The organism is Actinomadura sp. 7K507 (genome assembly GCF_004348425.1).
Classification (GTDB): domain Bacteria; phylum Actinomycetota; class Actinomycetes; order Streptosporangiales; family Streptosporangiaceae; genus Spirillospora.
The window spans coordinates 1-13,323 of sequence record NZ_SMKK01000251.1 but is presented as its reverse complement, the minus strand read 5'-3'; the positions used below and the strand labels follow the sequence as shown (position 1 = coordinate 13,323).

Annotated in this window: 13 protein-coding genes; 7 read left to right on the top strand and 6 right to left on the bottom strand. The window is 71.1% G+C overall.

The window, feature by feature from the left end:
• The first annotated feature begins 189 nt into the window (after positions 1-189).
• Positions 190-402 (top strand): helix-turn-helix domain-containing protein, encoded by a 213-nt coding sequence (locus E1285_RS37430; RefSeq protein WP_132159333.1) that lies wholly within the window; start codon positions 190-192, stop codon positions 400-402.
• Positions 403-474: 72 nt separating this feature from the next.
• Here the strand turns inward: E1285_RS37430 and E1285_RS37425 are convergent, their stop codons facing one another.
• Together E1285_RS37425 and E1285_RS37420 are read right to left on the bottom strand one after the other, a co-directional pair.
• Positions 475-1,869 carry a DUF2786 domain-containing protein gene (locus tag E1285_RS37425; RefSeq protein ID WP_243723318.1) on the bottom strand — a complete coding sequence of 465 codons (1,395 nt, stop codon included), beginning with the start codon at positions 1,867-1,869 and terminating at the stop codon, positions 475-477.
• 151 nt (positions 1,870-2,020) lie between these two features.
• Entirely contained in the window at positions 2,021-2,290 is a 270-nt protein-coding gene (locus E1285_RS37420) for a hypothetical protein (RefSeq protein WP_132159332.1), read from the bottom strand.
• Positions 2,291-2,527: 237 nt separating this feature from the next.
• On the opposite strand from E1285_RS37420, the gene E1285_RS37415 reads away from it, so the two are divergent.
• Positions 2,528-4,072, top strand: coding sequence for a long-chain-fatty-acid--CoA ligase (locus E1285_RS37415; RefSeq protein WP_207947107.1), 1,545 nt, complete (start codon positions 2,528-2,530; stop codon positions 4,070-4,072).
• Between the two features lie 122 nt (positions 4,073-4,194).
• Here the strand turns inward: E1285_RS37415 and E1285_RS37410 are convergent, their stop codons facing one another.
• Complete coding sequence (locus E1285_RS37410) at positions 4,195-5,292, bottom strand: winged helix DNA-binding domain-containing protein (protein WP_132159331.1); 1,098 nt, start codon at positions 5,290-5,292, stop codon at positions 4,195-4,197.
• A 256-nt stretch (positions 5,293-5,548) separates the two neighbouring features.
• Here E1285_RS37410 and E1285_RS37405 point away from each other — a divergent pair, with 256 nt between their 5' ends.
• Entirely contained in the window at positions 5,549-6,013 is a 465-nt protein-coding gene (locus E1285_RS37405) for a hypothetical protein (RefSeq protein WP_132159330.1), read from the top strand.
• Between the two features lie 637 nt (positions 6,014-6,650).
• Positions 6,651-7,331 (top strand): hypothetical protein, encoded by a 681-nt coding sequence (locus tag E1285_RS37400; RefSeq protein WP_132159329.1) that lies wholly within the window; start codon positions 6,651-6,653, stop codon positions 7,329-7,331.
• Positions 7,332-7,541: 210 nt separating this feature from the next.
• On the opposite strand, the gene E1285_RS37395 is transcribed toward E1285_RS37400, so the two are convergent.
• The 3 genes from E1285_RS37395 to E1285_RS37385 form a co-directional block, all read right to left on the bottom strand.
• The gene (locus E1285_RS37395) at positions 7,542-8,492 is read right to left on the bottom strand and encodes a TIGR03621 family F420-dependent LLM class oxidoreductase (RefSeq protein WP_132159328.1); all 951 of its coding nucleotides are present in this window, start codon (positions 8,490-8,492) and stop codon (positions 7,542-7,544) included.
• Positions 8,493-8,688: 196 nt separating this feature from the next.
• Entirely contained in the window at positions 8,689-9,195 is a 507-nt protein-coding gene (locus E1285_RS37390; protein ID WP_132159327.1) for a GNAT family N-acetyltransferase, read from the bottom strand.
• Positions 9,196-9,321: 126 nt separating this feature from the next.
• Positions 9,322-10,386, bottom strand: a complete 1,065-nt coding sequence (locus tag E1285_RS37385) for a phosphotransferase family protein (protein WP_347814118.1) — start codon at positions 10,384-10,386, stop codon at positions 9,322-9,324.
• Between the two features lie 124 nt (positions 10,387-10,510).
• Here E1285_RS37385 and E1285_RS37380 point away from each other — a divergent pair, with 124 nt between their 5' ends.
• The 3 genes from E1285_RS37380 (at position 10,511) to E1285_RS37370 (ending at position 12,904) form a co-directional block, all read left to right on the top strand.
• On the top strand, positions 10,511-11,803 hold the full coding sequence (locus tag E1285_RS37380) for an acyl-CoA dehydrogenase family protein (RefSeq protein ID WP_132159325.1): 1,293 nt from the start codon (positions 10,511-10,513) through the stop codon (positions 11,801-11,803).
• The gene (locus tag E1285_RS37375) at positions 11,796-12,467 is read left to right on the top strand and encodes a TetR/AcrR family transcriptional regulator (protein ID WP_132159324.1); all 672 of its coding nucleotides are present in this window, start codon (positions 11,796-11,798) and stop codon (positions 12,465-12,467) included. Before E1285_RS37380 ends, E1285_RS37375 begins: the two co-directional genes overlap by 8 nt.
• 74 nt (positions 12,468-12,541) lie before the next feature.
• The gene (locus E1285_RS37370) at positions 12,542-12,904 is read left to right on the top strand and encodes a VOC family protein (RefSeq protein ID WP_132159323.1); all 363 of its coding nucleotides are present in this window, start codon (positions 12,542-12,544) and stop codon (positions 12,902-12,904) included.
• Positions 12,905-13,323: the final 419 nt, after the last annotated feature.

Genomic DNA, 13,323 nt, shown 5'->3' with positions numbered 1-13,323 from the left:
GTGTGGGGGGGCGCGTGTCCAGGTTCGACACGCCGTTCACCACGGAAAAGACCAGCTTCGGCCGAATTCGCGGTGATTCGCGCGGCATCGACGGTGTATTCAGGGGGAATGTGTACGTTGGGGAGATCAACACTGCTGTGAGCTGCGGGGACGGGCCCCGTGGCGCAGCCTTGGAACCAGGAGGTCCCCGTGGCTCGAACTTTGTCGAGGGGCACCCGTGTGACCGGTGCCGAACGCACACGACTCGCCGCCGAGCTCGCCCCGCGGTACGCCGCCGGCGAGAGCATCCGTGACTTGGCGGCCGAGACCGGCCGGTCGTACGGGTTCATCTACAACGTGCTGAAGGAGGCGGGCGTGCCGCTCCGCGGCCGGGGCGGCAACACCCGGCGCAAGAAGTCCTGACCCGCTCCCGAGACCGAAAGAAGCGCGCACATGAACGGACGTCCCCCTCGCCCCCCGGGGGGACCCCGCGCGCTAGGAACGGCGGTACGCCCCGGTGATCTCGCGGCGGCCGTTCAGGCTGGCGAGGTCGGCTGCCGCCCGCCCGGCCACCCAGCCTTCGTAGTTGGAGACCGAACCCGCCCGGCCCTCGGCGAGATTCGGGAACATCGTGCCGACGGCCTGCTCGACGGCCCGATCGCGCGCGGCCAGGACGGGAACCAGAACGGTCCCTCCGGCGCCCGCGGTCGCCCGGTCGGCCGCCTCACGCAGCCGCTCCCCGCAGCGGGCGGCGTAGGCGTTGAGGAAGGCGTGGCGGAAAGAACGCGTCCTTGACCGTCCCCGCGCATCGCGCCTGGGACCCGCGTGCACCATGGCGGACGTCGCCTGGACGAGCAGAGACGTGAACAGCATCTCCACCGCCGCCAGATCGGCCGGATGACCCACCACCGTGGAGAACCCCAGCTCCCGATGCCATACCGCCCTGCAACGGTTGGCGTCGGCCACCACCGTCAGCAGGACCGCCTTGGGGGAGTCGTAGGGGTTGTCAACCGCGATGCGCCGTCCTGCCGCACCGCCCACGTCGCCTTTCTCCGCTGCCAGAAGCGCATGGTCGATGCTGTGGCGGGCCATCAGCTCCTGGGCGCGCGCGCTCAGTGCCTCCGCCTCCTCGGGGAACTCGGTCGATTCGGCTTTGGCCAGGAGCGCCCTGACCCTGCCGAGCGTCCGCTGGTCGACGTCCCGCTCCCGTACCCGCTCGCGCGACGCCGCCCCGGCCCCGGGGGAGTTCGCTCCAGGCGCGTCCGTGCGGTCCGACGCGTCCGTGCCTGATGATGTTCCTGTGCCTGATGATGCGCCTGTGCTGGACGTGCCTGTGCTGGACGTGCCTGGAAGCGGGCCCAGCCTCGGCAGTCTCGGCAGGCTCTCCAGCAGCTGGACGAGCTCGATCGCACACGTGACATAGGCCGCGTCCTCGACCCCCTCGCGCTCGCACCAGGCGTCCGGATGGCCGTCATCGTCGTCCCACCACACGGCGGCGCCGAGGACGGCGAGTTGTTCGCGCCACAGGTCGTCCACCGTGGTGCTCGGGTAGGCCCGCATCTCGCCGGCGATCACGTCCACCGCGAGCCGCCCGTGCCTCGCGGTGCGGCGGCGCGACGCGAAACGGACCACGTCGGCGGGCTGCCAGCCGCGCTCCCAGGCCGTGGTGATCCCGTGCCGCAGCCGCGCGGCCAGGCACCGGTGGACGGCGAGCGTCCAGCCGGGAGCGCCGGGTCGGCCGGTCAGCTCCGCCACCGACCGCCGGGACCCGGCGGCGTCCCCGAGGCGGAGGGACCGCACGGCCTGCGCCGCCAGCTCCCCGGCGGCCTCCGCGAGCGCGGCCGCTGCCGTCGCGTCTCCAGGCCGTGCACGCCGTCGCGCCTTCCGCACCGCCACTCCCGTCCGAGGCCATATGAGCATCAGCACGACGCATCCTGCCATCCGCCCGCGGCCGACTCGCCGTCCAGCGGGTCCGGCCGGGAGACGAAAGCCCCCGGCCGCCGTGATCGGGCGGCCGGGGGCTGCGGGAAGTCGGGCGGTCCTATCCGCCGGCTTCCTCGCCGCGCATCTCTTCGATGACCACGCTCTGGTAGGCGCGGGAGGTGTCGGGGACGTAGCTGAGCCGTGCGAGGGCCTTGCCCTCGCGGTCGCGGATCTCGAAGTGGTAGCCCTCCCCGGAATCGCCGACGTGTGCCACGGCCTGGTCGTGCCGGAGCCGGCACATCGTGTCGACCTTCTCCAGTGCCACCTTCAGACTCCCCGCGTCGCTGATGAGCCGTGCCGGCTCACTCGTCTCCCAGATCTCGAACATTGGTCGTGTCCTGTCGGCGGTGGGTCGGGACGGAATGGGGCGGGGCATTCCAGACTTCGCAGACAGCTTGAACCCATTTGGTGGATCTTTCAATCAACGCAGGTATCGGATTGATCACTATTCGAAGTTGTGCCCGCTCGTAGCGTCATGTCCGCATGTGGTGGTGGATGTACGCTTTCGCCCATCACATCGGAATCGATAGGGTCGGCCGCAGGGAACCGAACCAGATTCGGCGACGTGGATTCGGAAGGGGCCGGAGTGGACTACCGGGTCGTGTCCATCGTCCGTGACCACGCCCGCGGGCAGGGGACGGCGCCCGCCGTCACCGGCGACGGGCGCACCGTGAGCTACGCCGAGCTGGACGAGCGCTCCAGCCGGGCCGCGCAGGCCCTGCTGGCGGCGGGCCTCGGGCACGGGTCGCGGGTCGCCTACGTGGGCAAGAACGCGCCCGAGTTCTTCGACCTGCTCTTCGGCGCCGCGAAGATCGGCGCGGTGACCGCCCCGGTCAACTGGCGGCTCACCCCCGCCGAGATCGCCGCGATCGTCGCCGACGCCGGAGCGCCGGTGACAGTGCTGGACGCCGAGTTCGCGTCCCTGGCGTCCGAGTTGCCCGGACGGACCGTCCTGACCGGCGACGACCACGAGGCGTGGCTCGCGGCCCATCCCGCGGACGATCCCGGCTTCACCGGGGAGCCGGGCGACATCGTCGTCCAGCTCTACACCTCCGGGACGACCGGGGTACCGAAGGGCGTCCAGCTGAGCAACGCCAACTTCGAGGTGGGGGAGCGGATGGCCCGCCGCTGGCGGCTGGACGGCTCGGCGGTGAGCCTCGTCCCGATGCCGCTGTTCCACATCGGCGGCTCCGGCTGGGCCCTGGCGGGACTCTACGCGGGATGCCGCCAGGTGCTCGTCCGCGACATCGACCCGGCCGCGCTGGTCGACACGTTCGAGCGCGAGCGGATCACCAACGCGTTCATCGTCCCGGCGGTGCTGCAGTTCATGTGCCAGGTCCCCGGCGCCGCCGGACGCGACTACTCGGCGCTGAGGGCGATCACCTACGGCGCGTCCCCGATCACCTCGGAGGTGCTGCGCCGCGCCCTGGACACCTTCAAGGCCCCGCTCTTCCAGCTCTACGGGATGACCGAGACGACCGGCGCGATCGTCCAGCTCGAACCCGAGGACCACGACCCGGAGGGGCCGCGCGCCCACCTGATGCGCTCGGCGGGGCGCCCCTACGACTGGGTCGAGGTGAAGATCGTCGAGCCGGGCGGGGACGCCGAGCGGCCGGTGGGCGAGGTCGGCGAGGTGCTGACCAGGTCCACGCAGAACACGCCCGGCTACTGGAACCGCCCGGAGGAGACCGGACGGCTCCTCGCCGGTGGCGGCTGGCTCCGCACGGGCGACGCCGGCCATGTCGACGCCGAGGGCTACCTGTTCCTCACCGACCGGATCAAGGACATGATCGTCACGGGCGCGGAGAACGTGTACCCGATCGAGGTCGAGGAGGTCCTCGCCGCCCATCCGCTGATCGCCGACGTCGCGGTCGTCGGCGTCCCGGACGAGCGCTGGGGCGAGACCGTCAAGGCCGTCGTCGTGCTCGCCCCGGGTGCGGCGCTCACGGAGGACGAGGTGATCGAGTACGCCCGGGGGCGGCTGGCCGGCTTCAAGCGCCCCCGTTCGGTCGATTTCGTGGACGCCCTGCCCCGCAACCCCAGCGGCAAGATCCTCAAGAAGGACCTGCGCGCGCCCTACTGGGAAGGCCTGGGCCGCACCATCGCCTGATGGACCGGCCAACGCCCACCGGCCCGCGCGCATCGAGTACGTTGCCCTGGCCACCACCTCGCGGCCATCCGGTGAACGCGCCAATCGTGACGGGGCCCACACCAGGTTCCCTCTTCGGCACATCAGTCGTCGGCGACGGTGACGACCGTCTCCTTGGCGTCCGGTTCCATGAAGCGTAGGAGCGACTCGCCTTCGCGGGTCAGTTCGTCAAGGGCCGCCTGGGGGAGAGGGCCGAAGGGACGCAACCGCAGAGTGGCGACCTTGCGCTTGTACTCCGTCTCCCAGATGCCGTGGGCGAAGCCGTCCCAGAGGAACACGGCGCGGACACGGAGGTTCTTGGTGGTGAGCAACGGCCGGTGCGTGTCGGCGATCACACGCCTGCGGTCGGCGTGCGCCAGGACGAGGCTGTCGAACTCTGGCAGGAACCGCGCCGGCGCCTGGACGTCCTCGCCGGGCCTTGGCGCGTCGGGCAGGTCGAACAGTTCCTTGCCTCGGTCGTCGCCGAATACACGGAGGCCGGGTCGCAGACGGTCCAGTGCCTCGGCGGTCGTCGAGAGGCCGGACCATGTCTGGGCGTCGGCGGCGGACGCGGGCCCGTAGGCCGCCAGGTACCGGAGCATCAGCTCGTCCAGCGCCGGTCCGTCCGCCGGGCCGGTGCCCAGCCAGTCATCGGCCGGCGCGAACCGTGACGTCCGGGAGAAGCCCCATCTGTCCTGGGTCGGGACCATCACCAGCGGCACGCAGAGCCGGACGGCATAGCCGAGGGCCCTGTCGTTGACGTCCGGAAACTGTTCCTGCAGCAGCGCACGGACCTCGTTGAACGTGCGGGGCTCCTGTCCGAGAAGCGCGCGCGCTGCCGGGACGACCCTTTGCAGGTCCATCCCCTCGGCCCGGTCGCCCAGCACGCGGAGGGCGCCGTCCAGCATCGGCTGCATCGCCGTACGGAACGCCGTGTAGTCGGCACCGGTCGTCAAGTGCAGGGTGGCGCGCATCATGGTGGCGCGGACCACCGACCGGTCGTGCAGGGCGGCTTTCAGGTCGGACGCCTGGAAGCCCTCCAGGCGCGTCCACAGGCCCAGGAACGGCGGTTTGGGCTCCTGCGCCTGCATGCCGAAGAGCCGTCCCACGGCCTCGGTGACGGGGATCGGTTCCCGCGCGAGCAGGAGCTGCCGTGCCAGCGTGGCGCGGTTCAGGGCTCGGACGTTCAGAGTGTCCTTCATCCGCCCAGAATGCCGTGATCGCCGCCGGGTCGCCCGCGCCGCGACTGGACACACGGTCGATCGTGCGGGTTTCCGCAGGTCAAAGGGCCCCTGGATGCCTGACAAGCCGATGACGGAGTGGTCGGGAACGAGTGACGGGCGCAAGGGTTACGGGATGAAATCTCCGAAAATGCACGTGCATCAGCTCTTGCACCTGCACGCCATCCCTAGCAGGATGATCCCCGGACCCCCGCACGTGAACTCCCCGGAGATCGCGATGAACGCACACTTGAACGACAGTGACCGGCAGGCGCTGAGGCTGGCCCATGATCTCCGCGAGGAGATGCGGGCCGCACTCCCGCAGTTGCCGTCCGCGCCCTCTGTCTCGCCGTTCGTCGACCAGGCCGGGATGCCCAGCGTCCTGCTGCGGATGGACGCCGACACAGCCCGCGCGCTCATGGCCCTGCTGGCCGAGCGCCGCGGAGAGCAGGGCGGCGCGCCCTACGCGGAGCCGCGCCAGGCCGACGGCCCGCATGCGCCGCCCCCGCCCGAGGCCCAGGGCCCCGTGGCGGCCGGGTCGTTCGGGCAGCCCGCCTACGGGCAGCCTGCTTACGGGCAGCCTGCCTACGGGGAGCCTGCCTACGGAGAGCCGCAGTTCGTCCCGCCGCCGCCCGGGGCCCCGGTGTTCACCCAGGGGACGGGCCCGACGCCACTCGTGCCGTCGGTCTACCCGACGTACTGACCGGCGCTCCACCGCGGCAGGCGCCTCACACCGCGCCGCCTCCCGGCCTGCCGGACAGGGCGGGAGCCGCACATCACGGACCGGGAACATTCGCGTACGCGCGAACGCTGAACCGTGAGCGGCCCTGCCATGTGGGAGCCATGCGAGCATAAAGATCTTTTTGTCGGACGGCCGCACCATGGCCTGCCTGTGTAAAAGATCTACCTGGTCAAAGGTAAAGAAATCGCCCGTTTGGCGAAACCACGGTAATGCCGTATATAGTCGGGCCCAGGTCGGGGTCAAAGAACCCTTGACCTGGCTAAACGCATAGCCGTCGCCTCCCGCCCGCCAGGCGGGATCCACTGCGCCGAACCACGGTCGTCCCATGCACCGGCCGTGTCCGTGCGGGGCCCAATGAGCCCCCGGTCGGCGTCCATTCCCGCTTCATCGAAGCTCGTCTCACACGCACGTCCGAGGACGGCCGTGCGCCGTTGAGCGCGAGTGCGGTCCGCCATGCCCGCGGGCCGGTTCACGCGGGTCTTTCTTCGCGGCGGCATCTCCCGAGTCCCGAGTCTCGGAGCCGTTCCCCCCTGCCCGGATTCCGGCGTACGCCGCCCGGCGCGGAACGGCAGCCCTGTACCCCGAACGAAGGAAATTCATGCAGCAGCGAGCGATCAATGCCGTCCTGACCGGCGTCACCGGTACCGCCCTCGCGGGCATGCTCGTAGCCGGTGTGGCCGCCGCCAGTGACGACTCCGCTCCCAGCGAGAAGCAGTTCCTCACGCAGGAGGCCGTGGCGGCCCAGCAGCACAAGCCCGGCGGCGCCGAGAAGGGCACCGCCGGCAGCGCCGAGAAGGGCGCCGCGAAGGGCTCCGGCGGTGCGGACAAGCGCGGGGCCGCCGAGTCAGGGTCCTCCGACAGCAAGCGCGAAGAGAAGGACCCCGAAGCCCTGCTCAGCGGCAAGACCACCGCGTCCTACTTCTGGGACGACGGCTCCGGCATCAACGGCGACACCGGCGCCCCCGCGAGTGGGAAGTCGATGCAGAAGGGCATGTTCGCCAGCCCGAGCTGGCCGATGCTCACCAAGGTGAAGGTCTCCTACAACGGCCGCAGCGTGACCGGCTTCGTCGGTGACCGCGGTCCCGGTGAGCCCTCGCACCGGGGCATCATGCTCGATCTCGACACCTACACCTTCCGGTACCTCCTCGACGGCGAGAAGCCGGAGAGCAAGTACACCGCCGGTACCGGCGAAGGGCACCTGAAGGGACTCAAGTGGGAAGTCCTGGAGTGGGGCGACGGCAAGGGCGAGAAGGGCAAGCCCCAGCCGTTCAACCCCTGACATGAGGTAGCTCACGAACGCCCGCACACAGGGACGTGCGTGAGGCCTCTCACAGACCCGGCACAGGGCTGCCGGTGCATGGAGAACGGGGATTCCCCGGTATCGCACGATCACCGGGGAATCCCCATTTTCACGCGACCGGCCCCGCCGCCGGGTCGAGCCGCGGTGGCTCCGGACGGAGCGGCCCCGGCACGGGAACCAGCGCCGCCGTCACCGGCCCGCTCGATCGCAGAGCAGGGGGATGACGGCGGCGAACTCGTCCATCACCGCGTCCGAGACCTGGTAGTAGGTGAACCCGTAGCGGTCGCGGCGGGTGAGCATCTGCTCGGCGATGTGCTCGGGCGGCCCCACGAACTGCGACGGCATGTCCAGGACGAGACCGGCCGCCGACGTCCCCCAGCCCCGCAGCACGGCGACCCGTGCGGCGGCGCGGCGGGGATCGGGGCCGAACGTGGGCGTCACCATCATGCTCAGCTCGACGTCCCGGCCTCCCGCGGCCTCGCGGACCTGGCCGACCTTGCGGGCGATGCTCTCGGGGAGGCGCTCGGTGACCTCCTCGGAGATCGCGCCCTCCGGGAGCGCGCGCGGGAGGACGCCGACGGTGTCGGCGTGCCGCCCGGCGATGCCGAGCATGCGCCTGCTCCCGGCGCCGACGGCGAGCGGCGGCCGGCGTCCGGGGGACGGGAAGGCCGTCAGGCCGTCGATCCGGTAGTGGTCGCCCGCGAACGTGGTCGTCCGGCCGTCGAGGAGGCTCCGCAGGATCTCCAGGGACTCCTCCAGCCGTCCCACCCTGGTGCCGGCCTCGTCGAACGGCATCCCCGCGGCCTCGTACTCGTCGCGCAGCCAGCCCGCGCCGACGCCCAGTTCGAACCGCCCGCCCGACAGGTGATCGAGGGTGGCGGCCTCCTTGGCGAGGATCACCGGGTGCCGGTAGTCGTTGGCCAGGACCATCGTGCCCAGCCGGAGCGTGCTGGTGACGGCCGCGGCGGACGCCAGTGCCACCATGGGCGCGAGCTGGTCGCCGAACGGCTCGGCGACGAAGTGGTCCCGCAGGACCAGCGTGTCGTAGCCGAGGTCCTCGGCGCGGCGGGCCGTGGCGGTCAGTTCGGCGCCGGAACGGATCGATTCGCCCACGACACCGAAACGGAAGTCCTTGTTCATGCCGGTGAGCCTGCCCCTGGCCCGGCCGGTTCGCTGGCGGGAATCCGACACGGGGGACGGGACGTGTTCGACCGGTGGAACGGGGCGAGTGGCTCGATTCGCCGTCCGTGCGGCGTAAGGGCGTCACCGACTGCCCCGTTCTCACCGGTCACATCCAGGCTGCGTCGCGATGCCCCGATTTGCAACCCGTGCGGCGTCAGCCGCCGACGGGCTGGGACAGCAGGCGGCCGGGCCAGTCGCCGACCGTGAACTCGGCGACCGGCTCGAAGCCGTTGCGCCGGTAGTACTCGACGAGCCGCCCGTCGCCGCCGCCGTAGCAGTCGACGCGCAGCAGGCGGACGCCCTTGGCCCGTGCCTCGTCCTTCGCCTTGCCGATCAGCGCGCTGCCCACTCCGTGCCCGGCGAACGCGCGGTCGGTCACCAGCAGCGTGATGTAGAGCTCGGGCTCGTCGATCGCCTCGACGTAGGGTGGCGGCCCCGGTCCGACCGCCATGACCCCGGCCGGGCGCCCGTCCACTTCGGCCACCCAGATCTCGTCGTCGCGGGCGATGCCGGTGATCCGCTCCACCCGCCGCGGATCGTCCGACCATGGTTCGCTGCCCCACTGCCCCGCCCTGCCGTGCGCCGTGAGCCACGCGACTGCGCCGTCCAGCATCGCCAGCATCAGCGGCGCGTCGCCTGCGCCGCCCCTGCGGATCTCCATCGCCCACCTCCTTGCCGGCGATCCTGACACGCTCTTGATCATCGGCGCGAGGCGGGCGCGGAGGGACCATGCGGTCGCGGACGGCGAACTACGGAACGTCCCGGCGGTGATGTCGTCGCCGGGGCGTCAGGCGCCGATGAACTCCTGGGCGCGGCGGAACAGGCCGAGCGTGATCGAGTGGAGCAGGTCGCCCGTCTCGCGGGGCGCCTTCCCCGCGAACGCGCGGGCGTTGGTGCCCTCCAGGACGATGCCGAGCTTGAAGCACGCGAGCACGGCGTACCACGTGATGGACGACAGGTCGCGGCCCGCGACGGCGTCCGCACGCCCGGCGTAGGCGGCGACCAGCTCGTCCGCCGCCGGCAGCCCGCCCGCCTCGCCGAGCGGACCGGCCAGGGCCGCGCTCTGGTCGGCGCGGTCGGGCCAGGTGGCCAGCAGCCAGCCGAGGTCCAGCAGCGGGTCGCCGATCGTGCACATCTCCCAGTCGACGATCGCGGCGACCTCCGGGCCGTCGAACGCGTACATCAGGTTGGCGAGGTGGTAGTCGCCGTGCAGGATGCCCGGCCGCCATGTCGCCGGACGGTGCTCGCCCAGCCAGCGGGCGACGTCGTCCAGGCCCGGGATGTCCGGCCCCGGATAGCCGTCCAGCGCGCTGTAGGAGTCGAGTTCCGACAACCAGCGGCTCACCTGGCGCTCCAGGAACCCCTCGGGCTTGCCGAAATCGCCCAGGCCGACGGCCTCGTGGTCGACCGCGCCCAGGGCCGACAAGGCCCGCGCCGCGTTCAGTCCCATCTCACGCCGGACGGACTCGTCCCGGGCGTGCAGGCCGGGCAGCGTCACCGAGGCGTTGAAGCCCTCGACCGGCGTCATCAGGTAGAAGACCGCGCCACCCATGACGGACGCGTCCGGACACGCCGCGATGAGGCGCGGTGCGGGGACGTCGGTGCCGTCCAGCGCCGCCAGGACACGGGCCTCGCGGCGCAGGACGTCGTTCGTCCTCGGGCGCAGATGGCTCGGGCCGCGCCGGAGCACGTAGTCGCGGCCGCCCCGGCGGAACCGGATCAGGGTGTTCTGGGTGCCTCCGGCCAGGGGGTCGACGTCCTCGAACGGGCCGCCCGGCAGGCCGTGGCCGTCCATCCAGCCGGCCAGGACGTCGAAGTCGACGAGCGCGCGGTCGATCTGCTCAGGCTGCACTGGCGGGTCCCTCTCCGGACACGGATCACCTGCCGACACGAGACACCGGAGAGTAACAGTCATGCACTTGCATTACTCCTTGAGGGAGGTGGATTATTCAGGAAACGACGTCAGGAGGCTCGCCATGGCATGGGACTTCGAGACCGACCCGGCCTACCAGGAACTGCTCGACTGGGCCGACGCCTTCGTCCGGGACGAGGTCGAGCCGCTCGACCTCGTCCTCGGCGACCCGTACGACAAGACCGACCCCCGCTACAAGGAACTGGTGCGCCCCCTCCAGGACCGGGTGCGCGAGAAGGGCCTGTGGGCCTGCCACCTCGGCCCGGAACTCGGCGGCCAGGGCTACGGCCAGGTGAAACTGGCGCTGCTCAACGAGATCCTCGGACGCTCCCGCTGGGCGCCCTCCGTCTTCGGCTGCCAGGCGCCGGACTCCGGCAACGCGGAGATCATCGCCCACTTCGGCACGCCCTCGCAGAAGGAGCGCTACCTGCGGCCCCTCCTGGACGGCGAGATCTCCTCGTCCTACTCGATGACCGAGCCGCACGGCGGCGCCGACCCGACGCTGTTCACCACGCGGGCCGTCCGCGACGGCGACGGCTGGGTCATCAACGGCGAGAAATGGTTCTCCTCCAACGCGCGGCACGCCACGTTCCTGATCGTGATGGCCGTGACGAACCCCGACGTGTCCGCGTACGAGGGCATGTCGATGTTCATCGTCCCGGCCGACGCGCCCGGACTGATCACCGTCCGGAACGTCGGCGTCGGCGGCGAGCGCGAGGGCTCCCACGGCTACCTGCGCTACGAGAACGTCCGCGTCCCGGCCGAGAACCTGCTCGGCGACGAGGGCGGCGCCTTCGTCATCGCCCAGACCCGTCTCGGCGGCGGCCGCATCCACCACGCCATGCGCACGATCGCGCAGGTCCGCAAGGCGTTCGACATGATGCTCGAACGCGCCGTCTCCCGCCAGACCCGTTTCGGCGCGCTCGCCAAGATGCAGATGACCCGGGAGAAGATCGCCGACAGCTGGATCGAGATCGAGCAGTTCCGGCTGCTCGTCCTGCGCACCGCCTGGCTGATCGACAAGCACGGGGACTACAAGAAGGTCCGCAAGGACATCGCCGCCGTCAAGGCCGCGATGCCGAAGGTCTACCACGACGTCGTCCAGCGCGCGATGCACCTGCACGGCGCCCTCGGGGTGTCGAACGAGATGCCGTTCAGCGCCATGATGCTGGGGGCCCAGGCGATGGCCATCGCCGACGGCCCCACCGAGGTCCACAAGATCACCCTCGCCCGCCAGCTGCTGCGCGACGTCGAACCCGTCGAGGGCCTGTGGCCCTCCGGTCACCTGCCCACCCGCCGGGAGGCCGCCCGCGAACGCTTCGCCGAAGCGCTGGAGCACGCGATCGGCAATGAATGACACTCGGGAACGCCTGCTGAACGCCGCCGAGGCCCTCTACGCCGCGCGCGGGGTGGACGCCGTGAGCCTCCGGGAGATCATCCAGGAGGCCGGCGTCCGCAACGCCACGGCCGTCCAGTACCACTTCGGCGACCGCGCCGGGATCGTCCGCGCGATCCTCGCCCGCCACGCTTCCGACGTGGAGGCCCGGCGGCACGCCCTGCTCGACGCCTACGAGGACGGCGAGCAGGGCGTCCGCCCCCTGGCCGCGGCCCTCGTCCGCCCCATGGCGGCCCGGCTCTCCGACGAGTCGGGCCGCGCCTACCTCCAGATATGGGCGGACGTCGTCAACCGCCCGAACCCCCTGGCCCCCGCCGCCGTCCGGGACGACCCCGCCGAAGCGGCCGCCGGGGGGCCGTCCCCCCAGAAGAGGCAGGACAGCCTCTGCCGCTGGCGCACCCTCGTCGAACCCCTCCTGGAGGAGGACGCCGCCCGCCTGCACCGCCGCTTCACCGCGATCCTTTACGCCTCGATCGAGCTGGCCCGCCGCGCCCGCTCCGGCCCCCGCACCGACGACCGCCTGTTCACCAGCTACCTGATCGACGTCGTCACCGCGATCCTCGGCGCCCCCGTCTCGCCCGAGACCCGCCGTCTGGCCGCCGAACGCGACGCCGCCCGCCGCTGAGGTCACATTCGTCCAAGACGGCCGGATCCGCCGCTCCCAGACTGGGCATGTCAGCCATGACCAGGGAGGACGACATGACTAGCGAGATCCGCCGCACCTTCTACCCGCTCATCGACTGCGCCGACACGGCGAAGTCGATGGAGTTCCTGGAGAAGGCGTTCGGCTTCAAGCCCAGCGGCGTCCACAGGGACGACGACGGGAACATCGTGCACGCCGAGATGAGCTACGACACCGGCATCATGATGTTCGGCAACGGCGAGCCCGGCAAGTCGGCCCTGTACGTCGCCGTCGACGACCCCGACGCCCACCACGACCGCGCCAAGGCCGCGGGCGCCGAGATCTTCCGCGAGCTCACCGACCAGGACTACGGCTCCCGCGACTACGCGGCCCGCGACCTGGACGGCAACGAGTGGTACTTCGGCACCTACCGCCCCTGACCCGCCGCGGCCCGCGGCGATGACGGCCGCCCGAACTCCATCAGGTGCGCGACATCCTCGACGCCGACGCCGACGCCGACGCCGACGCCGTCCCTACGGCTTGCATACTCGGCGATCTGGGGTGGTCTGGAGGGACTTGGTCTGCTCGCTGGAGCGCTGCTAGCGTCCGAGACCGATCGTGCGGGACACGGAGGTGCGGCCGGTGGCGGAATTCGTGCTGCTTCATGGGACGACTCAGACGCCCGGGGGGTGGGACCGGCTCGTCGATGCGCTGCGCGACCTCGGTCACCGTCCTGACTTGGCTCACGGGGCGGGACGGATCCAGCCGACATCGCGCTGACCTGTGAGGACTCTTCCAGGAGGTCGCGTTTTCACGCACTAAGCGCGTCGTTCTAGGGTCGGTGGATGGTGTTCATCCG